The organism is Halohasta litorea (assembly GCF_024494645.1).
GTDB classification, from domain to species: Archaea; Halobacteriota; Halobacteria; order Halobacteriales; family Haloferacaceae; genus Halohasta; species Halohasta litorea.
This window is the reverse complement of the sequence record NZ_JANHDJ010000005.1, coordinates 101,282-126,871: the sequence shown is the minus strand read 5'-3', so window position 1 is coordinate 126,871 and position 25,590 is coordinate 101,282. Positions and strand designations below refer to the sequence as shown.

General features: G+C 64.1%; 25 protein-coding genes. 14 read left to right on the top strand and 11 right to left on the bottom strand.

What is annotated here, in order from left to right; genetic code table 11:
- Positions 1 to 32: 32 nt before the first annotated feature.
- Genes NO877_RS12810 through NO877_RS12800 form a run of 3 tightly spaced genes read right to left on the bottom strand, consistent with a single transcriptional unit; the run spans position 33 to position 3,795 of the window.
- On the bottom strand, positions 33 to 842 hold the full coding sequence (locus tag NO877_RS12810; RefSeq protein ID WP_256396745.1) for a metallophosphoesterase: 810 nt from the start codon (positions 840 to 842) through the stop codon (positions 33 to 35).
- A complete protein-coding gene (locus NO877_RS12805) occupies positions 842 to 2,527 on the bottom strand; it encodes a hypothetical protein (protein ID WP_256396744.1) in 1,686 nt (561 codons plus the stop codon). Before NO877_RS12805 ends, NO877_RS12810 begins: the two co-directional genes overlap by 1 nt.
- The gene (locus NO877_RS12800; RefSeq protein WP_256396743.1) at positions 2,524 to 3,795 is read right to left on the bottom strand and encodes a Single-stranded DNA binding protein; all 1,272 of its coding nucleotides are present in this window, start codon (positions 3,793 to 3,795) and stop codon (positions 2,524 to 2,526) included. The genes NO877_RS12805 and NO877_RS12800 overlap by 4 nt, the downstream gene beginning before the upstream one ends.
- A gap of 105 nt (positions 3,796 to 3,900) precedes the next feature.
- Between NO877_RS12800 and NO877_RS12795 the strand changes: the two genes are divergently transcribed.
- A complete protein-coding gene (locus NO877_RS12795) occupies positions 3,901 to 4,275 on the top strand; it encodes a DUF7510 family protein (RefSeq protein ID WP_256396742.1) in 375 nt (124 codons plus the stop codon).
- 411 nt (positions 4,276 to 4,686) lie between these two features.
- Here the strand turns inward: NO877_RS12795 and NO877_RS12790 are convergent, their stop codons facing one another.
- Positions 4,687 to 5,730, bottom strand: a complete 1,044-nt coding sequence (locus tag NO877_RS12790) for a glycosyltransferase family 4 protein (protein ID WP_256396741.1) — start codon at positions 5,728 to 5,730, stop codon at positions 4,687 to 4,689.
- 140 nt (positions 5,731 to 5,870) lie between these two features.
- On the opposite strand from NO877_RS12790, the gene NO877_RS12785 reads away from it, so the two are divergent.
- Positions 5,871 to 6,536, top strand: a complete 666-nt coding sequence (locus NO877_RS12785) for a 2,5-diamino-6-(ribosylamino)-4(3H)-pyrimidinone 5'-phosphate reductase (protein ID WP_256396740.1) — start codon at positions 5,871 to 5,873, stop codon at positions 6,534 to 6,536.
- 96 nt (positions 6,537 to 6,632) lie between these two features.
- Positions 6,633 to 6,968 carry a thioredoxin gene (trxA, locus tag NO877_RS12780; protein WP_256396739.1) on the top strand — a complete coding sequence of 112 codons (336 nt, stop codon included), beginning with the start codon at positions 6,633 to 6,635 and terminating at the stop codon, positions 6,966 to 6,968.
- Between the two features lie 72 nt (positions 6,969 to 7,040).
- Here the strand turns inward: trxA and NO877_RS12775 are convergent, their stop codons facing one another.
- Entirely contained in the window at positions 7,041 to 7,184 is a 144-nt protein-coding gene (locus NO877_RS12775) for a hypothetical protein (RefSeq protein ID WP_256396738.1), read from the bottom strand.
- Positions 7,185 to 7,245: 61 nt separating this feature from the next.
- Positions 7,246 to 9,720 carry an ATP-dependent DNA helicase gene (locus NO877_RS12770; protein ID WP_256396737.1) on the bottom strand — a complete coding sequence of 825 codons (2,475 nt, stop codon included), beginning with the start codon at positions 9,718 to 9,720 and terminating at the stop codon, positions 7,246 to 7,248.
- A 229-nt stretch (positions 9,721 to 9,949) separates the two neighbouring features.
- Between NO877_RS12770 and tbsP the strand changes: the two genes are divergently transcribed.
- Together tbsP and NO877_RS12760 are read left to right on the top strand one after the other, a co-directional pair.
- Positions 9,950 to 10,768 (top strand): transcriptional regulator TbsP, encoded by an 819-nt coding sequence (tbsP, locus tag NO877_RS12765; protein WP_256396736.1) that lies wholly within the window; start codon positions 9,950 to 9,952, stop codon positions 10,766 to 10,768.
- 65 nt (positions 10,769 to 10,833) lie between these two features.
- Positions 10,834 to 12,555 carry a YcaO-like family protein gene (locus NO877_RS12760; protein ID WP_256396735.1) on the top strand — a complete coding sequence of 574 codons (1,722 nt, stop codon included), beginning with the start codon at positions 10,834 to 10,836 and terminating at the stop codon, positions 12,553 to 12,555.
- On the opposite strand, the gene NO877_RS12755 is transcribed toward NO877_RS12760, so the two are convergent.
- Entirely contained in the window at positions 12,556 to 13,623 is a 1,068-nt protein-coding gene (locus tag NO877_RS12755; RefSeq protein WP_256396734.1) for a mechanosensitive ion channel family protein, read from the bottom strand. It abuts the gene before it with no gap.
- Positions 13,624 to 13,766: 143 nt separating this feature from the next.
- Here NO877_RS12755 and trmB point away from each other — a divergent pair, with 143 nt between their 5' ends.
- On the top strand, positions 13,767 to 14,816 hold the full coding sequence (gene trmB / locus NO877_RS12750; RefSeq protein ID WP_256396733.1) for an HTH-type sugar sensing transcriptional regulator TrmB: 1,050 nt from the start codon (positions 13,767 to 13,769) through the stop codon (positions 14,814 to 14,816).
- Positions 14,817 to 14,919: 103 nt separating this feature from the next.
- Complete coding sequence (locus tag NO877_RS12745; protein ID WP_256396732.1) at positions 14,920 to 16,173, top strand: PAS domain-containing response regulator; 1,254 nt, start codon at positions 14,920 to 14,922, stop codon at positions 16,171 to 16,173.
- A gap of 46 nt (positions 16,174 to 16,219) precedes the next feature.
- Here the strand turns inward: NO877_RS12745 and pyrF are convergent, their stop codons facing one another.
- Positions 16,220 to 17,035 carry an orotidine-5'-phosphate decarboxylase gene (gene pyrF, locus NO877_RS12740; protein ID WP_256396731.1) on the bottom strand — a complete coding sequence of 272 codons (816 nt, stop codon included), beginning with the start codon at positions 17,033 to 17,035 and terminating at the stop codon, positions 16,220 to 16,222.
- 160 nt (positions 17,036 to 17,195) lie between these two features.
- Between pyrF and NO877_RS12735 the strand changes: the two genes are divergently transcribed.
- A complete protein-coding gene (locus NO877_RS12735) occupies positions 17,196 to 17,540 on the top strand; it encodes a DUF5658 family protein (RefSeq protein WP_256396730.1) in 345 nt (114 codons plus the stop codon).
- On the opposite strand, the gene NO877_RS12730 is transcribed toward NO877_RS12735, so the two are convergent.
- A complete protein-coding gene (locus tag NO877_RS12730; RefSeq protein WP_256396729.1) occupies positions 17,541 to 17,942 on the bottom strand; it encodes a universal stress protein in 402 nt (133 codons plus the stop codon).
- Positions 17,943 to 18,043: 101 nt separating this feature from the next.
- Between NO877_RS12730 and NO877_RS12725 the strand changes: the two genes are divergently transcribed.
- Both NO877_RS12725 and NO877_RS12720 read left to right on the top strand, forming a co-directional pair.
- Positions 18,044 to 18,403: a CHY zinc finger protein gene (locus tag NO877_RS12725; RefSeq protein ID WP_256396728.1), complete on the top strand. Its 360-nt coding sequence runs from the start codon at positions 18,044 to 18,046 to the stop codon at positions 18,401 to 18,403.
- Positions 18,404 to 18,482: 79 nt separating this feature from the next.
- The gene (locus NO877_RS12720; RefSeq protein ID WP_256396727.1) at positions 18,483 to 19,028 is read left to right on the top strand and encodes an NUDIX hydrolase; all 546 of its coding nucleotides are present in this window, start codon (positions 18,483 to 18,485) and stop codon (positions 19,026 to 19,028) included.
- 76 nt (positions 19,029 to 19,104) lie between these two features.
- Here the strand turns inward: NO877_RS12720 and NO877_RS12715 are convergent, their stop codons facing one another.
- A complete protein-coding gene (locus NO877_RS12715) occupies positions 19,105 to 19,800 on the bottom strand; it encodes a type IV pilin domain-containing protein (protein WP_256396726.1) in 696 nt (231 codons plus the stop codon).
- A gap of 166 nt (positions 19,801 to 19,966) precedes the next feature.
- On the opposite strand from NO877_RS12715, the gene tgtA reads away from it, so the two are divergent.
- Positions 19,967 to 21,454: a tRNA guanosine(15) transglycosylase TgtA gene (gene tgtA / locus NO877_RS12710; protein WP_256396725.1), complete on the top strand. Its 1,488-nt coding sequence runs from the start codon at positions 19,967 to 19,969 to the stop codon at positions 21,452 to 21,454.
- A gap of 21 nt (positions 21,455 to 21,475) precedes the next feature.
- A complete protein-coding gene (locus tag NO877_RS12705) occupies positions 21,476 to 22,522 on the top strand; it encodes a potassium channel family protein (RefSeq protein ID WP_256396724.1) in 1,047 nt (348 codons plus the stop codon).
- A gap of 21 nt (positions 22,523 to 22,543) precedes the next feature.
- On the opposite strand, the gene NO877_RS12700 is transcribed toward NO877_RS12705, so the two are convergent.
- Positions 22,544 to 23,707 (bottom strand): FAD-dependent monooxygenase, encoded by a 1,164-nt coding sequence (locus NO877_RS12700; protein WP_256396723.1) that lies wholly within the window; start codon positions 23,705 to 23,707, stop codon positions 22,544 to 22,546.
- A gap of 86 nt (positions 23,708 to 23,793) precedes the next feature.
- Between NO877_RS12700 and NO877_RS12695 the strand changes: the two genes are divergently transcribed.
- Positions 23,794 to 24,444: a helix-turn-helix domain-containing protein gene (locus tag NO877_RS12695; RefSeq protein ID WP_256396722.1), complete on the top strand. Its 651-nt coding sequence runs from the start codon at positions 23,794 to 23,796 to the stop codon at positions 24,442 to 24,444.
- 284 nt (positions 24,445 to 24,728) lie between these two features.
- Positions 24,729 to 25,583: an alpha/beta fold hydrolase gene (locus NO877_RS12690; RefSeq protein ID WP_256396721.1), complete on the top strand. Its 855-nt coding sequence runs from the start codon at positions 24,729 to 24,731 to the stop codon at positions 25,581 to 25,583.
- Positions 25,584 to 25,590: the final 7 nt, after the last annotated feature.

Genomic DNA, 25,590 nt, shown 5'->3' with positions numbered 1-25,590 from the left:
AATTAAGCACACCGTCGTTGTGCTCTCGCCCCTCACACCGAGTTATACGCACCCAACCGCGTCCCGTCGAGCAGATAGCAGTCAGCATCGACCAACGCTTCGGGCAGGAACGGCGACAGAAACCCCTCGCTTTCGACGTTGACCCACGTCCCACCCGAGCGGTCGTTGAACGACGGGACGACGACGAGTTCGGGATCGCCCCACGTGATCGTGTCTGGATCCGCGTCGACGCCCGCCGCCATGATGTCGCGGTCGAGTCGTCCCCGGAGCCACGCCTTTTCAGTGCGGTAGCCGCCGACGCTGTCGGTGAGCTTGACGGTCGGATGTTCGTGGGCCATACAAATCACCTCGGCCGACAGCAGTTCGGGGGCGGGCCACGTGTGGCCGTGACAGACGCCGACCGTCTCGCCGCGGTCGGCATCGCCCAGTAGACCACCCGCCTGCGGGAGGATATCGACGCCCTCCAGATCGCCCCACAGGCCCTCAAGCCCGCCGTCGTGGTTGCCAGGAGCGACCGTGATCCGGGCTCCGAAATTCTCGACGACCGCTTTATATAGGGAGTCGAGTTCCTCGCGTTCGGCCCCGTCGACGCTCCCGATCCGGTGGCCGAGGTCGCCGAGGACGACCAGCCGGGCGGCGTGTTCGTTTCGAAGGAGTTCCAGGAGCCGCTGGCGGCGCGCCGGGCCGTCGCTCGGCAGTTCGACGCCACGTTCGTACCGCAGTCCGGCCTCGATTCCCGCGTGGTAGTCTCCGATGACGAGGGCGCGGTCCGCACCGAGGTCGACCGTCGCCGCCGGGGCGTCGGGAACCGGTTCGATCCGCGGTCGGGAGCCGCGAGCCATCAGATCGCTTTCAGCGTGCCGTCGGCCGGTTCGTAACACCGGCCGCCCATCAGCGCGTCGTCGATGGCGTCCTCGACGGCCGCCTCGTCGACCCCGTATTCGTCGACGAGTTCGGCCACCAGCGCCTCGCGGTCGACGCCGTCGCCGTCGTCGAGTTCGGCCATTGTTTCGACGACCGCTCCTTCGAGGTCTACCTCTGTGCTCGGTTCCTCGTCAGCGCCGGACCCTGCCTCGGGGCTGTCGTCGGTTTCGGTCGTAGACTCGGTCTCTGTAGCTGGTTCCTCGGCCGAACCAGTGTCCTCGTCGGAGTCACCGACGCCATCATCGAACTCGCCGAGCGGCTCGTCAGCCGTTTCTGCGTCGGCGGCCGTCTCCTCGGGTGCTGTCCCTTCGGCCTCGGCCTGCTCTGCGAGTTCATCGGCGTCGGGGACGTCGATATCGGCCTCGCCCGCCGGATCAACCTCGTTGCCGCTGGAAAAGCCGGTGTCGAACTCGGATTCCAGCTCCTCGCGTTCCTCCTCGTCGAGCTGGTACATACCCGACTCGGCGGCTTCCTCGTCCGTGCTGTTGTCGGTGGCGTCACCAGTCTCGGCGGCTGCATCGGGCTCGGAGGCCCCGTTTGCGACCTCGGTATCCGGCGTGGCCGACACGTCCGTCTCGGGTCCGGCTTCGTCTTCTACGTCGGTCGTTGCCGTATCGTCTTCCGGATCCGTCGTCGGTGTGCTGTCAGTCGACTCCGAGGCCGGTGTCCCGCTCGATTCTGCCGGGTCCGGGGTCGTCGGTGTCTCCGTCGCTTCGGTCGAGGCCGCTTCATCAGCCGTCGTCGCCTCGGCAGAGTCCGATGCCGTGGCGGTCGGCTCCTCGGTCGAGGCGTCGGTCTGATCGGTCGCCGAATCGGCTGTGTTGGCCGCCGTCTCGGCTGGCTCCGTCGACACGTCCTCCTCAAGATCGATGTCGACCGCCGGAAGCGGGCCGAGTTCCACGTCGCCGCTCTCGTCAGGTGCAACGTTGAGCGGCCGTACCTCCTCGCGTTCGTCGGCGACGAGTTCGAGGGCGTCGACCGCGAGCTGGCGGAGCCCTTCCAAGTAGGCGGTTGTCGTCCCGTAGTGGTCGAGCGCACGCGGAACCCCCGCGGCCAGCGAGTCGTCTACTCCGGCTTCCGAAAGGGCCGCCCGGAGCGCCTCGCCGCGGAGCGGGGAGTCGCGGGCGGCCGCACAGACCGCGATCCGCTGCAACGTCGACTTCGCCGCCGAAACGACCCACCGGTCGCGGGTCGAGACGTCGACTTCGCTGAGGCTCTCGGGTCGAACGGAGGTAAACACCCGATCTGAGTCCTCCGGCTCGAAGGTGCGGGCCTTGCCGGTGATCGCCACGAACGCCGGGGGCGTCGTCCGGTCCAGGAACGCCTGTGCTGGCGGCTGGTACTGCCCGGCGTAGGTCACGAACGCGCCGGTGGGATCGACGATCCGCCCGCGAAGGGTATCCTCGTTGATCGATTCGACCTCGGTGAGCACGCCCACGGCGAACAGTCGATTAACCCGAAGTCCAGTTGGAGTGACGACGAAGTTCGGCGCACGCTCCTCGTCGCTCTCGGAGTACGACAGTGACGCGTCGTCGAACTCCGCCGCGAACGGCCGATAGGCGACCTCGCGTCGCCCCGGTCCGGAGTCACCGTCGGCGCTCATTGGTGCACCTCCGCCAGCGCGGCTGTCGCAAGTGCGGCCGGGTCCTCGTCGGCCGCGTCGAAGGCCTCGACGTTGAGATTCGGACCGTACTCGTCGACCGACAGCGAGCCGCGAACCCGGTAGGCGTTGCCGACCAGTCGCTCGCGGATCGTCTCGGCGACGACCTCCTTGTCCATCGCATCGCGGGCGGCCTCCTTGGCGTCGGCCACGTCGCCGCCGTAGATCTCTGCGGTGAGTTCCGAGCCGATGATCGCGGTGACGGTGTCGGTACCGTCGTCGAGGATCGCCTTAATCCGGAGGTCGTCCTCGCCCTCGACTTCGCCGTGGGTCCGACACTGGTTGTTTTGGATGACGCGGCCACAGTCGGGACAGCGCTCGATCAGTCCCGAGCCATCGCGGACCTCCAGGACGTTGCCCACGACTTCGACATCGAACAACCCGCCGCTATCGACCGCCTCCGCCAGCGAGAGCTGTGGGGCCGAATCGGTAACCGCGACCGGCTCCGAGAGCGGTTCGACCGTCGAGAACTCCGAGAGGTTCACCGACGGCGAGCCACGGAACTCCCGGATATACACGTCTTCGATTCTGAGGTCGGCCCCGGTTTCGAGGTCGGGGTGTGGGTCCCAGTCGGTAAAGGGGAGTCGGGCGGTTTCGTCGGCCAATACACCAGAGAGGATCGTCGTCTCGCCGTCCCGGCCGTCGATGGTCCTGGAGTCTACCTCCTGGACCCGCACTTCGACGTTGCGACCCCGATCGCCGGGTTCGAGGTCGATCAGGTCGCTGTCGCCGCCGATCGACTGGTCGACATCGACCGTCTCGTCGGCCATCGAAACGGTCGTCGACTGGCCGAGGTTGAGTTCGGGGCGACCGTCCCACTCCCGAACCCCGGCGTTGCCGATGACGATCGAATCGCCGGGCTCGAAGCCGAAATCCTGCCAGGCGGTGTAGGAGATCGTCCCCGAGGCGTCGGCGAGTTTCCCCTCCCGAATCGTCACGTCCTCGCCTTGGTACCGGATCGTCCGGGTGCCCTGTGTGAGCACCCGCACGGTGACGTTGACCGAATCCTGTGCGGTCGAGATCCCATCGAGGTCAAGCGTCTCCGGCGTCGACGAGCCACCGCCCCCGCCGCCGTGTTTGCGGCGGACGCTCTGGGCGGCCTCCTCCAGGGGCACGTCGAACTCCAGCAGCGATTCCAGATCGGCTTTGACCTCCTGTTTGTCAACACCGAGAGCGGAGGCAAGCTCTTCGGCTTTGTTGTCTACGTCCATCACCAGTTCGTTCGTCGGCTTGCATTAAAAACTATGTGCGCGCATGACTGGTCAGCGTGGGCGATCCCGGGGAACTGATAAGTGGGTTCCCGCCAACCGGGAACTATGAGCAACTCCGAGGAGTTCACCTACACGACCCGTATCGAAGACGGCACCACCATCATCGAGGTCAGCGGAAACCACGACGTCGCCTTCGTCATCCAGTCGGCCAGCGGCGAGCGGATCTACTTCCCGCCGGAAGACATGTCCGACAAATCAGACGAGGAGCGGGACAGCCCCTATCAGAGTCGAGACAGCCCATATCAGTCGGATAGCCCCTATCAGCCCAGCGACAGCGATAGCCCCTACCAACCGAGCGACGATCCGGAAGTGAGTACACGCGGCGTCACCGAAACCCGAACCGGATTCCGTATCACCCATCCGGAGCCAGCCGCCGAGATTACGCTGTTCCGTGGGTCGACCGCTGCGGTTGAGGCCTAACGACACGACCCAGCGGCGACACGCCGAGGGTTCCGCGCTCCATCAGGGCATCGCCGAGAGTCCACCAGCCCCGACGATCGCACTCGTCGCGCTCACACCTTTCATATACGTCCGACGGTTGATGCCGTCGTCTGAGTCATCGTTTGTCATCGCGCAGTCACCAACTGACTACTATTTAGTATCGTAATGCACACAAAACCATCAGTTGGCACTGAATTACCGGATGACCCTCACTAGTCACTGGCTACCATTGGCAGATTCAGTCGACAGCACACACTACTAGCCCGGTAAAGAGGCGATCATCGTCCCGGCTGCGTGGCTCAACTGCCGTGGTCGGTCTCACAGTAGTCCGACTGAAACGCAGACACAGACACGTGGGTTCAGGCCACTAGCTCCAGGAACCTTCGACAGTCAGAGGGCAGTCTGATAGACGTCGAGCAGGTCGTCGGCGACCTCGTCCCAGGTTCGGGGCTCGTACTCCGGTGGTCCCTCGCGGGCGAGGGCCTCGTCGATTCCGCGGGCGATCGAATCCGAATCGGTCGTCACCTCGACGAGACAGCCATCGGGGAGCGTCTCCCGGACACCGCTTTCGGTGGCGACGACCTGTGCGCCCGCGGCGAGTGCCTCGGTGATCGTCAGGCCGAACGGTTCGGCCCGCGACGGCGAAATGAACACGTCGGCGGCCGCGTAGTAGTCGCCGAGTCGCTCTTCGGGAATGTAGCCAGCGAACTTGATGCGGTCGGTGAGCCCGAGCAGTTCGGTAAACATCTTCAGGTGCTCGGTCTGGTGGCCCGAGCCGCCGAGGACGAGCGTGGCGTCGGTGTTTTGGATCTTGTCCATCGCATACAGCAGGTGGCTGATTCCTTTCTGGTCGGTGTGTCGACCGACGAACAACAACATCGGTCCCTCGATGCCGAGATCGGCCTTGACGTCGAAATCGGTGGTCTCCAGCGAGGAAAACCCGTTGTGGACGACATGCGAGTCCGCACCATAGAGATCGAGAACGTTCTGTCGAGTGATTTTGCTGACTGAAATGAGGATGTCCGACTGGTTGGCTACTCGGCGTTCGGTTTCGACCTCCCGTTCGGGCGGGTTGATGTTTCGGTCGCTCGAAAGCGAATGGAACGCCGAGACCCACGTGGCGTCGGTCTCGCGTTTGGCCCGCAGCCCCGGCCCGTAGCCGAACCAGTCGTTGGTGTGGGCGATGTCGGCATCCTCGGCGAGATCGACGAATTTGTCGCTCATCCGGCCGACCCGTGTGATGATATCGCCCTCGCCGGTTGGGACGCTGTGAATCCCCTCACGACCCTCGGGGGCGTACTCCGACGGGAGCAGGAGTTCTAGCTCCGCGTCTTTCGGCTCGAAGGCTTCGAACACTTCGCCCACCCACGTGTCGAGACCGCCTGTGACGTTCGGTGGGAACCCCCAGCCTAGCATGAGTATACGTGGATCCATACCGTTCGATTCGCTGAGCCCCCACTTATCAGTTGGCCTGTTTGAGATGTTCGATCATTGCCAACCGCCGATCGAACAGCGGGACGCGGCACGATTGGCAAAACCGAAACGCCGAAGCGGTCGCCGTGTGATGTCCGGGCATGGATGTCGTCGTCAACGCCGCGATGAGCGTCGACGGAAAGCTCTCGTCGCGCCGCCGCGAGCAGATCAAAATCAGCGGCCCCGAGGATTTCGACCGCGTCGACCGCATCCGACGCGAGGTCGACGCCGTCGCCGTCGGCATCGGCACCGTGCTAGCCGACGACCCACATCTCACACTCGACGATCCCAAGCGACAACAGCAGCGACGCGAGAACGGTCGGCCTCCCAATCCCGCACGGGTCGTCATTGACTCCCGAGGCCGGACGCCGCCGGATGGACGGATCTGCGACGAGGCGGCAACTACCTTTGTCGTCGTCTCGTCGGCCGCATCCGATGAGCGGCGCGAGGCACTCGAAGAGGCGGGCATCGAGCTGATCGTCGCTGGTGAGCACCGCGTCGATCTGCTGACGGCCTTCGGCGAACTCGAAGCCGCTGGTATCGACAGCCTACTGGTCGAAGGTGGTGGCGAGTTGATCTTTTCAGTTATTAAAGACGGACTTCTCGACAGGCTAACAGTGTTCGTCGGCTCGCTCGTTATCGGCGGCCGCGAGGCACCCACACTCGCGGACGGCGAGGGACTTGTCGAGGACTTTCCGACGCTTTCGCTCACGGCTGTAGACCGCGTCGACGACGGTGTCGTCCTCAGTTATGTAGCCGAAGAATAACTATATATTGGTGTGTTCGGTCTATTGACAATCGGTTGGGTAGGCAACTGACACATCCCTGCAACTGTTATACCGGTAGAGCCTGTATGGTGTTGTATGAGTACCACAACTGCCTCCGAGCCGATTCACGTCGAAGACGAGAGCCATTTCGAGGAACTCATCGACACTCATCCGATCGTCCTCGTCGACTACTACGCTGACTGGTGTGGGCCCTGCAAGATGCTCGAACCGACCGTCGAGGAGATCGCCGACGAGACCGACGCCGCCGTGCTCAAGGTGGATATCGACGAGCTCCAGGAGTTTGCGAGCAGCAAGGGCATCCGTAGCGTCCCGACGCTCGAATTCTACCACAACGGCGAGTCGGTCGACCGCGTGATCGGCGTCCAGGACAAAGACGACCTCCTGGACGCACTCGACGAAATCACCGCCTAACGCGAGACCCCCGGCTCCTGGATCGGCCATTTTTTGAGCAGCGTCGGGCCGTTCGGCCCATGGGCTCCGTTCCTAGTCGATCCGTTTAAAATCGAGCCGGTGGCCGGTGATCGATTCGTGATCGGTCGCCCGTTGTTCGGCCCGCGCAGCCGTCTCGACGACTAACTCCGTAGGGCAGTCACGACAGACGAGGTGGTAGGTTGGTACCTCAGACATTGCTCGCTGGTGGGCGGATTAATTGATAGTTACGAGGCGGATAACCGACCGTAGGCGGCCCCTACCGACGGGTAGTCGACCAGAAATCGGCGAACTGACTCCCGAGAAACTCCGGGGTCAGGCGGCTGAACTCCCGCTGTTCCTGGGCGGCCAGAAACGGGGCCACAGAGCGCGGCCGATCGGGGAGGTACCGCTCGCCGACCAGCAGCCGAACCCCACACTCGTCGGGGCCGCGCAGCACGCGGCCGATCGCCTGCCGCACCTGTCGGACTGCGGGGATCGTCAACGCGTAGGTGAACGCGTTGTCGGCCCCGAACCGGTCGCCGTAGGCGTGTCTGACCGCCTGTACACGAGGTGAGCCGATGTTGACCAGCGGCACGCCGAAGACCGCACAGGTGTGGAGTTTCTCGCCCGCGTAGTCGACGCCTTCGGTCAGCGTCCCACGCGTGCTGGTGACCAAAACGCTGTGCTCGTCGCCGAAGAATGCCGATTTGAGCCGTTGGGTCTCCTCGTGGGATGAGGACCGATCGAGCACCACGGGTTTGTCGACCGACTCCTGGAGCCGCCCCGCGGCCCACTCGGCCTCGGCGTAGTTGGGGTAGGCCAAGAGGATGTTGCCGTGGCTTCGGGCGATCTCGCGGGCGACGTAGGCGTAGCGTTCCCTGGTCTCGTTGTGGTTGTCGGGCGTCGGTGGCCCACGGTTGCGGGCGGTAAACGGCATGACGTCGACGACCCAGCTTTCGCGGTTCGACTCGGGAAATTGCAGGTCGTAACTCCGCCGGTCGACCCGGCGTTTGGCTCCCTCATCGCCCGTGGCGGTTCTGGTCGACAGGGATTCGAGCCCGCTGACGGCCTCGAAGATCGGAATCGGCTCCAGGGTCGCGCTCATCAGGATGCCGCCGCCGAACTCCCCGAGAATCTCGCGGACCTGCTCGGAGGGGATACAGTTGTACATAACCAGCGAGGCGTTGTACGCGTTCTGCCACGGATAGTCGGGCTCTCGGTATTCCGACTCGCTTGGTTCAAGCGTGATCTCCCGGAAGAACTCGGTGTGATCGCGGTGCCACCACCGATTGAAGAGGACGCCGGTGGCCGTACAGACACAGTCGCGATTGACTCCCATCTGTGAAAGGACATCCTCGACGGCACTGCCAACCGTCCCGAGCGTGCGGAAGAAGCCGCCATCGTAGCCCGCTCGGTCTTCGGCCCACTCGGTGAAGGCGTCCCGCTCGTCGGATTTCGGGTCCCGCAGTTCGAGTTCAACCTGCTCGTCCGGCAGCACTTCGTTTATAAATCCGGTGCCGTAGCCGTCGAACCGTTCGCGGAGCGCCGCCTCGACCCGCTCGTCGAGCCAGTCGATCGCCTCGCCGTAAAACTGGTGGGCCCGTTCGACGGCCTCGTAGGGAACGTCGTGGTCGGCGAGCTTCGACTCGATCAACTCCTTGTTATCGGCGTGTTGGTGCGCCCGTTCGAGCAGCGTTCCGACGTCCTGTTGGGCCTGTTTAAGCGTTACTCTCCCGACGGTGTCGCTCAGCAAGTCCCGGACGCGCTCTTCGAGCCGGTGGGCCTCGTCGACGATCACCAGCGTCCGTTCGTCGAGGATGGACTCGGTGAGGTGGCGGGTCTGGCTATCGAAGAGGTGGTTGTAGTTGCCGACGACGACGTCTGCGTCCTCCAGGAGGACGCTCATAACCCGATGTGGGCAGGTCCCGGCCTCGACTGCGGCCGGGAGGAACTCACGGGTCGACAGCACGTGGTCGGTCCCCTGCTCGAAGCCGACCGGCGAGCCGGTGTCACGGGCATACCAGTCGGCCTCGAAGGGGCAGTACAACGGCGTACTCTCGCTGTCGGTGAAATCCGCGGGAGCCGCAGGCTGTGCGGTCCCGTAGGGTGCGGTTGCACCCGCCGTTTCCAGCGGATCGCCGTCGCCCGCACGCAGATCCTGCCGTGCGGTGTCGGCGAGCTCGCGGGCAAGCTCGGTGTCCCACCATTGTTCGGCCTCGTCGTCGACGCCCTCGATGACGGCCGCGGGCTCCGGTCCGGCCTCCCGATCGAGGTCGACCGGTTCGGCGGCTGCCGACTCACCGGTATGGGCGCGGCGGTCATCCGAGTCCTCGGCACGGACGAGGTCCGCGGTCGTCTCGCGGAGCTCCTCACACCGGGATTGGACGCTCGTGTCTGCCGGAAAACTGTCTTCGCGGCCGTACGGACAGAGGTCGGCCTTGCCGACGAGGCCGACGCCGGAAAGCGGGTCGTCGAGCCCGTGGTTAATGGTTCGAAGATCCTCGATGAACTGCTGGCGCTGCTGTTTGACCGGGGTGGCGACGACGACGTTCTCGAAGCGGTCGGTCTCCTGGAGGAGGTAGGCCGCGGCGGTGAGCGCGGCCATCGTCTTGCCGGTCCCGCAGGGGCCCTCCATCGCGAGATAGCCCTCGGCCTCGACGGTTTCGATCGCGGCCTCGATGGCGTCGGCCTGGTTCTCGTAGGGCGACTCGAAGCCGAAAAACCGCTCCCAGCCCGGGCTCTCGTTCGACACTGTTGGAGACTCTCCTCCGTGTTCACATTTATATCCTCGGTGTTGTCGGCTGTCGCACGGTACTCTTTGCGACCGCACCATTCGTCGACCGATAGAAATTTATGTTTTAATGACACAACAGACGTTCAATGACGCCTCGCTGGAGTTAATTTAGCTGCTCGGATACTGATGTGGTTGCGCTTCTCCCGACAATATTAAATAGTAGTTTTGGTATTATACTATACTATAGATGGACTCGAATTTACTCGAAACGGACATTAACGATATCCTACAGTCAGTACTCACTGAATCGAGTGACGACCTGCTCTTGGTCGATCCGACCGAGGAGGCGATCCGGGCGTTGGTCGACGTCGCCACCGCCTTCGACGGCGAGTTGCCGACGATTCGGATGCTGGCCGAGGAACGACCGATCAAGGAGACGATGGAGGACTTCCTCGTTGCGAGTCGCGCCGCCGACCTGATCGACGCCGGAGGGTTGTCGATCCGGATGCTGAGCGAGCCAGCAGCCAACTCCCTGCTCGTCTCGGGAGATTCGGTGCTCGCACTCGTCTCGGCGGGCGACCGGATCGCCGCCCTGACCACCGACGACAGCGCGTTCGTCGACAGCGCCCGCGAAAGCTACGACGAGCAGTGGGAGGCCGCCGACAGCTACCGGCTCCGAACGCCGCCGATCTCACGCGTCCGTGAGACGCTTGCGGCCGACATCAGCGAGGCAGCCCGCGACGATTTCGATGCGGTGTTGGCCGATCTCGACACCGCCCGCGGCGACGGCGAGGGGCTCGACGAGGTGACGATCTCGCTGCTCGTCGCAGCCAAAAACGAGGTCCTGCTGTACGACATCTCGAAGTGGGGCGAAGACGTCGGCATCGCCAGCAAGGCGACGTTCTCCCGGACGAAAACGCGGCTCGAAGATATGGGACTGATCGAAACCGAGAAGGTCCCGATCGATGTCGGTCGGCCACGGCTCCGGCTCCAACTCGGCGACGACCGGCTCCGCGAGGCCGACACCAGCGAGCTCGCGGGCGTGAGCCAGGAGCTCCTGGAGTAACCGCGTCCCCGACTCTCTCATTGCCCATCGCCGTGTTCTTTTACTCGCCACTGAGAGCATAACCCATGGAACTCGGTCTCGTTGGCAGCGGTCCCGCTGCCGAGGCACTGACAGCCGCCTGTAGCGACGTCGATCTCTCGGTAGAGCGGCTCGACCCGTCAGCACTCGACTCGGCGAGCGCCGACCCAACACCCGCCGTTGGCGCGGTCGTCGCCCCCACCGGGGCCGACGTATTCACCGCCGCCTCGACGGCCTTCGACCGCTGGGTCGCCGTCGAAATCGGTGGCATCGGCGGCTATCCGCTGGCCGAAGTCGACGCGACCGTCTCGCTGTTTTCGCCCGAGTCGGGCTGTTATCGGTGTCTGCGAGCCCGCGTCGAGGCGATCCAGGAGGGGCCGCCCGAAGCCGATCCCAGCGGCTCCCGAAGCGAGGTTCGACTTGCCGGGGCCGTCGGTGGGGCCGAACTGATCGGGCTGCTGTCGGGCGAACGCGCTGGCGGGCGGATCGTCGAGATCCCGTGGCAGGAGCGGATTCTACTACCTGTGCCGGGCTGTGAGTGTGCCGACGGGGGCCCCGACCGCTCGCTCGAACTCACCCATCGGTCGGTCGGCGTCGAGGACGCCCTCTCGCGGGCCGAGCGGGCAGTCGACGATCGGCTCGGCCCCGTTAGCCAGGTCGGCGAGCGCGAATCGTTCCCGGTGCCCTACTACATCGCCTCGACGGCCGACACCACCGGCTTCAGCGACGTCCGGGCCGCAGAGTTCGCTGCAGGCGTCGACCTCGACTGGGATCGGGCGTATATGAAAGCTCTCGGCGAGGCGCTCGAACGCTACAGCGCGGGCGTCTACCGGCGTGGGGATCTCGACGGCGGCTCCGAACGAACCCGCGCGAACCCCGTCTCTCCTCGGCGGTTCGTCCGGCCTGACGGGTTCGAGACGCCCGATCCCGAACAACGGATCGAGTGGACCGAGGGCCTCGACCTCCGGGCAGACGACACCGTCTCACTGCCCGCAGAGTTCATCTGTTTCCCGCCGCCGAACCGGCGGTATCGCCCCGCGATCACCACCGGCCTCGGGCTCGGCAACTCGACGGTCGAGGCGGTGCTGTCGGGACTCTATGAAGTTATTGAACGCGACGCGACGATGTTGGCGTGGTACTCGACGTTCGATCCCCTAGAGCTGGCGGTCGACGACGAGACCTTCGCCGAGCTCGAAGCCCGAGCCGGAGCGGAGTCGCTGACCGTGACGCCGCTGCTCGTCACGCAAGACGTCGACGTGCCGGTCGTCGCCGTGGCAGTCCACCGCGACGACGAATGGCCACAGTTCGCCGTCGGCTCGGCGGCCGATCTCGATCCGACCGCCGCCGCCCGGTCGGCGCTCGCCGAGGCGCTGCAGAATTGGATGGAGCTGCGGGCGCTCGGTCCCGAAGAGGCCGCCCAGCAGGGCGGTGCGATCGGCGAGTACGCCGACTTCCCCGAGGCGGGCCAAGCGTTCGTCGAAAGCGACAGCCGGATACCGGCCGACTCCCTCGGCACTCCCGAACTGACGGGGACCGACGAACTCGACGCTGTCGTCGACCGACTGGCAGCTGCCGATCTGGATGCCTACGCGGCACGGCTGACGACGCGCGACGTCGAGGGGCTCGGCTTCGAGACGGTGCGGGCGGTGGTTCCGTCTGCACAACCGCTGTTTACCGGCGAGCCGTTCTTCGGCGACCGTGCCCGGACCGTACCCAACTCGCTCGGCTTCGACCCACAACTCGACCGGCCGTTCCACCCGTATCCGTAGCTACGTTTCGGAGTTCCCGTCGGTCGACGGCGATCCGTCAGTCGGTGTGGACGAGACGTCTGTCGATGGCGTCGATTCCGGAGGTGTTGTCGAATCGGAGTCTGTCACGGGCTCCTGGATCCCCTCAGTCGCTGGGGAGTTGGCGGCCTCCCGAACGGCGACCTGTGCCTCGCCGCTGTGCTCGTCGAACACGAGCTGTTGGTGGGGGTAGGCCATCTCGATGGTCGCGTCGGCGTCCATGAACGTCTCCCGAATCCGGGTTCTGACCGCCGACTCGACGGTGGCGATCTTGTAGGGCTTTTTGACCCAGTAGCGAAGCCGAAGCAGAATGCCGTTGTCGCCGTAATCGGCGATCAGACAGCCCGGATTCGCGGGGTAGCGTGCGCTGCCGACCCGAATATCCGGCCCCCCCTCAATCACCTCGTCGGTGTCTCTGGCCGATCGTTCGATCAGCCGACGCGCCTCGGGGATGTCGGATTCGTAGGTCACTAGCACGTCCAACGACAGCCGAGTCCGTTCGTCCTCCGCGGAGTAGTTGGTTACATCGCGCTCGCGGACGTTCCCGTTCGGAATCACCAGAAACGTGTTGTCGAGGGTGAATATCTTGGTGTACCGGATCGTGATATCGTCGACGAAACCGCGGGTGCCCTCGTCGAGTTCGATCATATCGCCGATCTCGAACGGTTGATCGGCCAACACGAAGATCCCGTTGAGGACGTTCCCGACGATCGGCGCGAGGATAATACCGACGACGGCCGAAAAGACAGTCACCGAGAGGACGATATCGCCGATCCGGAGTCCGATAAACGAGCCGGCCACGATGAGCGCGAGGCCGATCGTCAGGCCGCGAACCCCACCGAGGACGGTCTGGGCGACGCTCTGTCTGGCGAACCGACGCGCGATCGGCCGCCCCAACAGCCGCACGAGCAGTTTCGAGAGCCAGATGCCGGCCAAAACGACCACCAGCGCCGCCAGAAGCCGCCCCGGGAACTGCAGCCAGCCGGGAAGCAACTGTGCGAGGGAGTCGGCGGCTCCCTCCGTCTGCACCGGATGCCCGTAGCGAGTCATACCGTGGTCTCACGGGCCTCCTGAAAAAGGGTTTCTCCCGATGACTGTCAGGGTTCCGTCGACGATTGTGAAACCGGATTATAAAACCGGGTGCAACTCGATACATAGTAAATTACATACCGGTAGACCGGACAACGACCAGTATGGCAGACGACCTTCGGCAGCTGCTCGATACGGTCGGCGAGCGGTTCAATCTGGGCGAATACGAGATTGACGCCTATCTGACCGTCCTGGAGCACGGCCAGCTGACCGCCAGCGAGATCGCCGACCGGACCGACATTCCGCAGCCGCGGGTGTACGACACCGTTCGGAGCCTCTCGGACCGGGGGCTCGTCGAGCTTCGAGAGTCGAGACCGATGCAGATCGTCGCCATCGACCCCGAGGACGCCTTCGGCGAGGTCCAGTCGTCGTTCACCGAGATGGTCGACGAACTCGTTGCCCGCTACACCGCCCCAACCCGCGAGACAGAGGCGGTGTCGCTGGTCAAATCCCGCTCGACGATCATCCGGCATCTCGCCGAGTGTATCGACTCCGCGGAGTACGAGCTCGCGTTGTCGCTGACACCGGAGCTGCTGACGGAGTTCGCCGACGATCTGGCGGCCCAGATCGCAAACGGGGTCAGCATCGATCTGCTGTTGACCCCGGCGAGTGCGGCCCCCGATCCCGACACGTTCGACTACCTGTCGGTGGCGACGACGGTGCGGGCCCGCCGCGGCATCACGACGCCCGTGTTGGCGGTCGCCGACGGCGAACACTCGGTGTATGCGACCCAGGATGCGATCCGCGACGACAAGGACCGCTACGGCGTGATCTTCAACCGCTCGGCGCTCGGCTTCCTGGTGTCCGGTTTCTTCGGGACCGTCCTGTGGACGACTGCCGAGACCGTCGCCGTCGACGGCTCGGAGCGGCCGTTCCCCCGCCGGTATGCCTCGATCCGGCGGGCCGTCAAGGACATCCGCGATCTGGGTGGCGAGTTCTATGCGACCGTCGAGGGCCGGGATACCGAAACCGGCGAGGAACGTGTCGTCTCGGGGAAAGTCGCCGATGTCGCCATCCAGGACTCCGAAGAGGTCGCCGCGCTGACCATCGAAACCGACGCGGGGCGGGTCGAGGTCGGCGGGCTCGTTGCCGCCCTCGAAGATATCGAGGGCCAAGAGATCCATATCGGCCGCGAAGCACCGCCCGAAATCTGAGGCCGACGACATGCTGGGAGCCCGGTGGGCCGACAGATACTCTTCCAAAGCTGACAGTCAAGTTACCAGAACAATTACTTGCGGCTAGGTTGTTGTATGAGCAATGGCGGACTCGATCCAGATCCTCCACGTCGACGACGAGTCGTCGTTTCTGGATCTCACCGCGGAGTTCCTCTCCCAGGAGGACGACCGCTTCGAGATCATCACCGAGACGAGCCCGGCCGACGGGCTCGACCGACTCGATACCCAGACCTTCGACTGTATCGTCAGCGACTACCAGATGCCATCGACAACCGGCATCGAGTTCCTCGAAACGGTTCGTGAGTCAGATCCCTCGCTGCCGTTTATTCTGTTTACCGGTGAGGGCTCCGAGGCGGTCGCCAGCGATGCGATCTCCGCGGGGGCGACCGATTACCTCCAGAAACAGACCGGCACCGAACAGTATCGACTGCTCGCCAACCGGATCATCAACGCCGTCGAGAGCTACCAGACCCAACGGGAGCTCGAACAGTACAAACTCCTCGTCGAGACGGTCGGCGATCCGATGTATATCCTCGATACGGACGGCTCGATCGTGCTGGCTAACGAGGCGTTGGCCGAGATGCTCGGCTGTGACCGCGAGACGGCGATCGGGATGCACGCGGGCGAGTTTTTAGTAGACGGTGCCTACCAACGGGGCAGCGAGCGACTGGCGGAGATCCGCGCCGATCCCGACACTGACTGGTCGACCCACGAAGTGACCGTTACCACGATGGATGGCCGGGAGATCCCGACCGAGATCAATATCGCCCCCGTTACAGCCGCCGACGGCAGCTACGAGGCCAGCGTCGGCGTCGTCCGGGATATCTCCGCCAGGAAACAGCGGGAGCGGCGTCTCGAAGCCCTCCATACGACCACTCGGGAGCTGATCGATGCGACGGCCTTCGAGACGGCCGTCGACGTCGCCATTCGGGCGGCCGAAGACGTCCTGGAGATGGACGTCGCAGGGCTGTATGCGCCGGAGACCGCCGCGGCCGACCGACTCGTCCCCGTCGCGACGACGACCGGCATCGAGGAGGTGTTCGGCGAGGTGCCTGCGATCGAACGGGACGAAGGGCTGGTCTGGCGGGTCTACACCACGGGTGACCCGATTTTCGCCGCCGACGTGCGGGAGTATCCCGACGCCTACAACGAGGAGACACCGATTCGGAGCGAACTCCTGGTCCCGGTCGGCGACCACGGCGTGTTCGTCGCTGGCGCAACCACGACCGACGGCTTCGATACGACCGACGAGGAGTTGGCCCACATCCTGGTGACGACGCTAACGCGTGTCCTGGATGATCTCGACCGGGAGACGACCGCGATCGACACCGACTGACTGCAAAACGGTCGCTTACACCCGCTGATGTGTTGGTAGGCAGCGGCTACTCGGCGTTTCGATACTGATTCAGCCGCCCTTTCAGCCGCTTTGCCGACTGGCCTGCGGCGGCTGCGAACGCCTCGCCCTGCTCCTCGCCCGCATAAATGATTCCACGGGAGGAGTTAACGAGGCCGACGCCGTCGGCGTCCAACCCGTAGTCGACCGCCGCCTCAGCGTCGCCGCCCTGTGCGCCGACCCCCGGCACCAGGAACGGCAGGGAGGGAACTGCCTCACGGAGTGCTTCGAGTTCGTCGGGGCCGGTCGCGCCGACGACCAGGCCGACGTTGTCGTGTTCGTTCCACAGGTCAGCGAGTGCGGCCACTCGTTTATAAATCGGTTCGCCCGAGGTGAGTTCGAGATCCTGGAGGTCCTCCCGGCCGGGGTTGGACGTTCGACAGAGGACGAACACGCCCTTGTCGGCGCGATCCAAGAACGGCTGCAGGGAGTCCCGGCCCATATAGGGGTTGACGGTGATCGCGTCGACAACCTCGAGGATCTCGGCGTACTGCCGGGTCGTGTTGCCGATGTCGGCTCGTTTGGCATCCAGCAAGACGGGCACGTCCTTGCCATGGGCGTAGGCGATCGTCTCCCGGAGGGAGCGCCAGCCGTCGGCCGACTCGTAGAAGGCGGCGTTCGGCTTGTAGCAGGCGGCGTGTTCGTGGGTCGCATCGATGATCCGCCGGTTGAACGCCCACTGTGGGAGGTCGTTATCCTGGAGGTGGTCGGGAATTCGGTCGGGGTCAGTGTCCAGTCCGATCGAGACGACGCTGTCGACGGTGGCGATCCGGTCGGCGAGCCGGTCGAAAAACGCGGTAGCCATTAGCTACTGGCAGTCGTGGCACTCTTAAATCACCTTCTGTGTGCCCCGGCCACTCGTCTGGGCTCGTAGCCGGAGGCTACCAGCCGCCGCAGACTGCCGTTCGGCGGCTCCCACACGTTGTTCGGTGACTAACGAAACCGGTCTCTGCAGGACGTGCCGTATGTACCGTTCCCGCGGCGGCTCGGCGGGCCGTTTGCAACGTCTCCAGCCGACGTTGTGGTTGTTGGCGGTCGCCTGCTTCGGCGTCGGCGATCTGGTAACGACGGCGGTCGGGCTCCGTCTCAGTGGCGTCGTCGAGGCCGGGCCACTCGTCGGCCCGCTGATCGACCGCTACGGTGTGGCAAGCCTGTTCGTGCTCAAACTCCTCACGATCGGGCTGAGTTACGGGATCTGGCGAGTCCTGCCCACCGCGAACCGGGTCGGCATCCCGCTGGGGTTGGCCGTCCTCGGGGTGGCAGTCACCGGCTGGAACACCGTGATCGTCTCGACAGCACTGCTTGGCTGACTACTCCAGCTCGCGGGGGATGACGGCCATCGGGCGGCTCGAATGGAGCAACACCTGTTCGGTGACGCTCCCGATGGCGACCTTGCTCGTGGCGGTCGGCTTTCTGACGCCGATGACGATCTCGTCGGCGTCGACGCGTTCGGTAAACGACAGAATGTCTTCGGCGGGGACGTTTCCCCGCACGAACTGGTGTGTTTCGACAGTCGTTGCCGCGCCGAGCCGCGAGTAGATCGCGTTGAGCGCGTCCTCGCCGTCCCGGAGTTCCTCGTCGCTCACCGACTCTTCATCGAGATGTGAGTTGATCGCGTGGACGGTGTCCTCGCTTCCGACCCGGTCGAACAGGTAGTCACAGAGTGCCGCACTCGTGTGCACCGAGTTCGTTGCGGCCACGAATGTCGTCATGCCAGAGTGAATGACGGCAGTGTTGATAAACCCATTCGACGGCCTTCCCAGGGGTCGGCCGTCCGCTATGCTCTTTTGTTGGCGGCGCGAACTACTGCCGGATGACGGGCGACTGCCGAGGACGCCGACTGACGCCACAGGATCACCTCGTCGTCGGTGTCGCTGTCGACGACGAAACCCGGTGTGCCCACTACCGCAGCGACCGGGATATCGTCGCTATCCGATTTCCCTGTTGTGAGACCTACTACCCCTGTTTTCGATGCCACGAACCCTGTGCCGATCACGACGCCAAGCGGTGGCCCCGCGGTCGGTTCGATGAACCAGCAGTCTGCTGTGGGGTCTGTGGAATCGAACTCAGCGTCCGGGCGTATCTCGACTGCGACCACCAGTGCCCGAACTGTGAGGCCATGTTCAATCCCGGGTGTCGGAACCACGCCGACCGGTATTTTGCCGTCGACTGACCGCCAACACTTCCCCCTTCGTGGTCGGCCAACCGTGTCGACCGGTGATATTTAGCCGTCGCCGCCGGACAGATCACATATGACGGACGATCCGCTGGCGTGGCAGACGATGGCATCCGAGATCGACTACAGCTGCCCGGGCTTCGAGATCCGGCGCGATGCGGTCAAACTGCCCGACGGCACAGTCACCGACTACCACTACGTCGACGAACCTCCGGCCGTCGTTATCCTCCCCCTAACGCCGGGCGGCGACGTAGTCGTCATCGAGGAGTGGCGGCAGGCCGTCGACGGCGTCAACCGCGGCCTCCCAGCGGGGTCGGTCGAGGGTGAGGAGGACCTCTTTGAGGCCGCCCGGCGGGAGCTCCGCGAGGAGACCGGCTACGAGGCGAGGAGCCTCGAACACCTGTTGACGACCGAACCCTCCAACGGGATCGCCAACTCCGTCCACCACCACTTCGTCGCCCACGACTGCACACCCACCGCCGAACAGGAACTCGACGACAACGAGAGCATTCGCGTCGACGTGACCGACTACGACGAGTATCTCGCCGCAGTCGTCGACGACGAACTGGACGACGGGCGGGCGGCGCTCACAGTGACCCACTACGAACTGACCCATCGCTGAGAGCAGTGCCGGGAACGACGAGACGGGTTCTCGCAGCGTCTACCGTCGGGTTATTTAAATACGGCAACAGTGTTCGTCACAAGCTGTCGTCTTCGATGAGCCGACCGTCGGTGACGTTCCCCTCGACCTGTGTCTCGTCGTGTGCAGAGACGTAGCCGGTTGCGGTCACGTCACCCGTGACCTCTGAGTCCGCTTCGAGAACGACCCAATACGAGCCGTCGACCGTTCCGATTTCGGCGTCAGGTTCGGCGAATACGACCCAAACGTTCTCGATGGCGTCGACCGAGACACCGGATTCGACGATTACACACAACCCACTCTCGATCTCGGTTGTATCTGACGAGACCCGTACACAACTCTCGTAGTCACCTCTGTCAGGTGTCTCCGATTCGGATTCGTTTCGCTCGATCGTCGTGGTGTCGACGGTCGTCAGCCGTGTGGAGGTATCCTCGGTGGCCCAGACGACAGTCACCTCGGAGCTGTTTCCATCCGGCGTGACCTCGATTGCATCTCCTGACCGGATCGTCTCCGGAACCCGTTGAGGAGTTCCACCCCGAATTTCGACCCGGCTTCCCTCAATGGAGTCTCCGCCAGCATGCCTGAGGATGACGGTCTCGTCGACCTCGCTTTCGAAGGCCACGGCCGGTGGAGAGTCGCCTATCTGGGACCCCATGTCTAGTGTTACGGCCGCAATCGACGACGATACGATCACCACAAGCGCGGCTGCCAAAACGACTCCAATAACTGGAGTCACTGCTCGTGAGGAGGGCATGGGTTTAATCACCAATATTGTAAATTCACTACAACTAATAGGTAATTCATATTTTAGCATATATAAGTTATTTAAATAACATATTTTCAATGATTTATTTTGTATCGAGGCCGTTGACCGGAGCCGAACGCAATCCTTACCGACGCGCCACCGGTAGCTGGAGCATATGCGCGACCACTTCGAGATCCGGGACGCCGACGGGGCCGGACGGATCGGCCGCTTGGAGGTCCCACGGGCGGGCCAATCGATTGAAACCCCGGCCCTACTGCCCGTTATCAACCCCAATACCCTAACGATCGAGCCCGCCGAGCTCGAATCCGAGTTCGACGTCGACATCCTCATCACGAACTCCTATATCATCCGGCAGACCGATCGGCTCCGCCAGCAGGCCCTCGACGAGGGGCTTCACGAGCTGCTGGATTTCGACGGGGCGATCATGACTGACTCGGGCTCGTTCCAGCTCGCCGAGTACGGCGATATCGAGGTGACGACCGAGGAGATCCTGGAGTTCCAATATGAGATCGGCTCCGACATCGGGACGCCGGTCGACATCCCAACACCACCGGATGTGAGCCGCCAGCAGGCCGAGTCGGATCTCGACATTACCGCCGAGGCACTGGCCGACGCCGAAGCCCTCGACTGTGGCGAAATGCTGATCAACGCCCCGGTGCAGGGCTCTACCTTCCCCGATCTCCGCGAGCGGGCGGGTCGACAGGCCGCCGAGACGGACCTCGACGTGTTCCCCATTGGAGCCGTGGTGCCGATGATGAACAACTACCGCTACGACGACCTCGTCGCGGCCGTCGCCGCCTCCAAACGCGGGCTCAGTGCCGACTGCCCGGTCCATCTGTTCGGCGCGGGCCACCCAATGATGCTCGCCCTTGCCGTGGCGTTGGGCTGTGACCTGTTCGACTCCGCCGCGTATGCACTGTATGCCCGCGCGGGACGATACCTCACTGTCTCCGGCACCGAACAGCTGGAGGATCTCGACTACTTCCCCTGTTCCTGTCCGATCTGTGCCGACCATACACCCGCGGAGATCCGAGCAGTTGACGATGACGACCGCCGCGAGCGCCTGCTCGCCGAGCACAACCTCCATGTCACCTTCGAGGAGCTTCGCCGGATCAAGCAGGCCATCCGGAGCGGCAACCTTCTCGAACTCGTCGACCGCCGGGCCCGCGGCCACCCCGCGATGTACAACGGCTATCGGGCGCTCCTGGATCACGCCGACCAGCTCGAACGCGACGACCCCGTCTCGAAGGGCACGTTCTTTTATACCTCGCCGGAGAGCGCTCGCCGACCCGAGGTCCTGCGGCACCACCAGCGGCTCGATCGACTGTCGACGCCCGCCCAGCTCCTGTTGACCGAGGCTGGCGCACCCGATTCCGACGAGTACGACGCCGCCTGGCGTGTCGTCGCCCCGTTCGGGCCGTTCCCCCGCGAACTCTCCGACAGCTATCCGTTCACGGCGGCGGTCCCCGACCGACCCGACCGAGGCGGACAGCTCGCGGCGGCCGACGGCGTCCGGGCGCTCGTCGAGGCGAACCCGGAGACAGAGTTCACCCTCGCCATCGATGAGTGGCATGCCGACGCCGTCGACCAGATTCCCGAACGTGTCACCGTCGAATCGCTGTCTGCTATTCAGGGGCAATGACCTAATCGGAATCGGCAACGAATGCTTTCCGACTGGACGGTGAGTTTCGGCGTGATGCGAACCGTCTATGTGGCCATCGGCATCGTCGTGCTCGGTATCACCGTCGTCGATCTCCTCTGGACGACCCTCTGGGTCGAAGGGGGTGCTGGCCCACTGACCGCCTGGCTGATGGCTGGCACGTGGGCCGGGATGCGAACTACTGTCGGCCACTATCCACGGGTACGAAGTCTCTCGGGGCCGGTGATCCTCATATTGACGCTTTCGGTGTGGATCGTGTTGCTCTGGGCTGGCTGGACGCTCGTTTTTGCCGGTAGCGCCTCCTCGCTCATCGACACTGTCGGTAGAGGGCCGGTTTCGTGGATCGACCGGATGTACTTCGTCGGCTATACCCTGTTTACGCTGGGTATCGGCGACATCGTTCCGCGTGACGGCCGCTGGCAGCTCGCCACGACAATGACGACGGCCAGCGGGATGCTGTTCGTGACGCTGAGCGTCTCCTATGTCCTTTCTGTGCTGGATGCGGTGACACAGAAACGGGCGTTTGCGAACGGCATCACGGGACTCGGGCCGCAAGGTTCGTCGATCGTTCGCCAAGGGTGGACTGGCGAGGCGTTCGCGGGGCTCGAACTCCCGCTTTCGGCCAGTACAGCACAGCTCAACAGGCTCGTTGCGAACCACAGGGCCTACCCACTGCTTCACTACTTCCACACCACCGAGGCCGAACACGCGCCCGTCGTGGCGATCGCTATCCTCGATGACGTGTTGACACTCCTCCGGTTCGGTGTCGCCGACCACGATCGCCCCAGCGAGCCGATCACAACGAACGCACGAGCCAGCGTCGACAACTACCTCGAACTCCTCCGCAGTGCGTTCATCCAACCTGCCGACAGGACCCCACCGCCACCGAACCTCGACTCGCTCCGCGAGGCCGGGATTCCGACGGTCTCCGAGGAAGCATTCGACGGATCACTCGCCGAGATGGCCGACCGTCGGCGCGCGCTGCTCGGACTCGTCGAAGACGATCTGCGACAGTGGCCCGCCTCCGAGGCGGATCGTACTGAGGCCTGACTGTCCTCGGGTAGCCACTCACTACCGATCGGAAGCCGGTTGATATCGGCTCGGCATCGCCTGCTGTCGACGCAGCCGCCGACTCAGTTTGCCGGGGAGAAGCCGTATTCCGAGGTTTCGGAGCCGCCAGCCGACCGCGGAATCGACCGCCGCGAGCCGACCCAACCGCCGGGAGGCTGCGACGAACCCTTCGGCGCGTGACTTCCGACACTGCTCGTACTGTTTGAAGGCAGCCGCTGGTGTCTCGTGTGCATCGAGCACGGCTGCGAGGACGGCCGCATCCTCGATCCCCTGGGCTGCCCCCTGTCCAACGAACGGTAGCATCGCATGGGCTGCATCGCCAGCGAGCGTCACGGCCCCGGTCGACCACCGGCCGAGCGGGGCCATATCCGCAAGCGGTGTGACGATGATCCCGTCGGCTGCTGTCGAGGCGAGCAACTGCGGGACCGGCTCCGGATACGCATCGAACCGTTGTCTGAGAGCCGATTTCCGGTCGACGGCCGTGCCGTCGGGAGCCACGGGCCCGGTCGCCGTGGCATACCAGTAGACCCGGCCGTCGCCCAGCGGCGAGCAGCCGACGAAACTCCCCTCGCCCCACACCTCGAACCCCGGGTCAGTCCCGCCGGGCAGGTCGGCCGCAGGCGCGAGGCCGCGGTAGGCGATGCAGTCCGCCGGTCGAGGCTCGGCTGTGGGGCAGATCTCCGCCCGGACAGCCGACCCGATTCCGTCGGCCCCGATCACACAGTCCGGCGACACGGTCGACCCGTCACTGAACGCCACCGTTGGCGTTTCGGGCTCAGTTACCGAAACACATTCCATCCCCGTTTGAACGGTCGTCTCCAGTTCGTCGAGCAGCAGCTCCTGGAGCTTCGCGCGGTGGATCGCGACGAACCCGTGGCCGAATCGGTCGCGTTCGAACGCCAGATCGAAGCCGAAGAGTCGCGAGCCGCCCGGAGACAGAAACGGTACCGCGTCGATTTCGGCACCACTGGCTTCGATTCGGGCTGCGAGACTGATCGAATCGAGCACCGACAGCGCGTTCGTCTGCAGCAGGATGCCCGCACCGACTGGGCGGTAGGTGTCGGTCGACTCGTAGACTGTCGGCTCGAACCCCCGGTTTTCGAGGGCGATCGCAGTCGTCAGTCCGCAGATTCCCCCACCGATAATTGCGACCTCCGTGCTCATTGTAGTCGGCAGATACCACTGCGTACCGAAGCCGATACTGCATCACACGCTAGGTCATTTATATTATAGCCGGTAACTACCACGCGATGAAGTCGCTCCGGCTGACGGTGCAGTTCGACCACTCGACCGTCCATCCGCTCCACCGGTTGGTTGCCCGCCACGACGCCTTCGAACAGTATCACCTCGTTCACTGGAACCACTCGGCGGACGGCGAGACCGTCTTCGTCTTCCACGTCGTCGGCGATCCGGCGGCGTATGGAGCGAAACTGGAGACGCTGGCCAGCGTTGTAGACTTCGAGGTGGCGGCCATCGACGACCGGGCGTTCTACGTCTACGTCCGTGATCGTGCACCGTTGCCGTGGAAAGCGCTGCTCAATAGCTACACGGAGCGAAATCTACTCGTCCTTCCGCCGGTCGAATATCGGATGGACTGCTCGCTTCGGTTCACTGTTGTGGGCGAGTCGGCCGAGCTACAGGCCGCGATCGAGAGCGTTCCGACCGGGATCGAGATAACTGTCGACCGGATCGGCGAGTACGCTGGAAGTGACGCCACTGTCACGGTACTCACTGATCGCCAGCGTGAGCTGCTGCGTGCAGCCCGTCGGCTGGGCTACTACGACGTGCCCCGCGAGGTCGGGGTTCGGGCGGTCGCCGAGGAGGTGGGCTGTGCGCCCGGCACGGCGGCCGAGCACCTACAGAAGGCCGAAGCGCGGCTGATACACCGGCTCGATCTCTGAGCCCACCAGTCAGTCGGCGACTGCGGGCTCGTCGATGATCTGCGCGCCCCAGGGATCGACGTCGGTGCGTCTTCGGCCACGAACTCGCCGTGTGTTCGGCCGTTCGCTGGGTCGTGTCCGTTCCAATGTAACACTGAGGAACCACCAGTAGTCGGTGGCTACTCAACCGAGAGCACCCGATCCACTGGCTGTTTTGTGGCCTCACTCGAGAGACCAGAACCCAACGGAGTAGTCGACAACTACTCCGCAAAAACGGCTACCCGAACCACGGGCCGATACCGTGTATGGAGTACGACACATGGTCGACTGAACAGGAGTCGGCTACCGTCGCTGTCGACGGACACGATCTCGATGTGGCCTACTACGACGCAGGCGAGGGCGAGCCAGTCGTCTTCTGCCACGGTATTCCGACCTCCTCGTTTCTGTGGCGTGAGGTGGCGACCGCGCTGACCGGCGAGTATCGGGTGATCGTCCCCGATATGATTGGCTATGGAAACTCCGCCCAACACGATGGTTTCGATCGGTCGATCCGCGCTCAGGAGGCGATGATTAGCGGCCTGCTCGATCAACTCGACGTAGGTCCGGTAACGTTCGTCGGCCACGACCTCGGCGGCGGCGTCGGCCTTCGGTATGCGGTCCACGAGCCGGAGGCCGTCGACAGCCTCGTGTTGTCGAACGCTGTCTGTTACGACTCGTGGCCGATCGAGACGATCGTCGACCTCGGACTCCCATCGACCGTCGAGTCGATGAGCGTCGACGATCTCCAGGAGATGCTCGACGAGATGTTCCGCGAGGGTGTCGTCGGCGAGGCCGACGACGCGTTCATCGAGGGGATGAAAGCCCCGTGGAACTCCGAGGAGGGACTCATCTCGCTGTCGCGGAACGCGATCGGGACCAACACCAGCCATACGACCGAGGTCGACCCCAGCGAGATCGAGGCCACCACACTGTTGCTCTGGGGTGCCGACGACGAGTTCCAGCCGATCTCGTATGCCGAACGGCTCGAATCCGACATACCGGATGCCGAACTCGTCGGCCTCGATCCTGCCAATCACTGGGTCGTCGAGGACCAAACCGACGCCTACCGAAGAGAGCTCAGGCTGTTTCTCGACAACCAAACAGAAGGTATCAGTAACTAACTGTAGG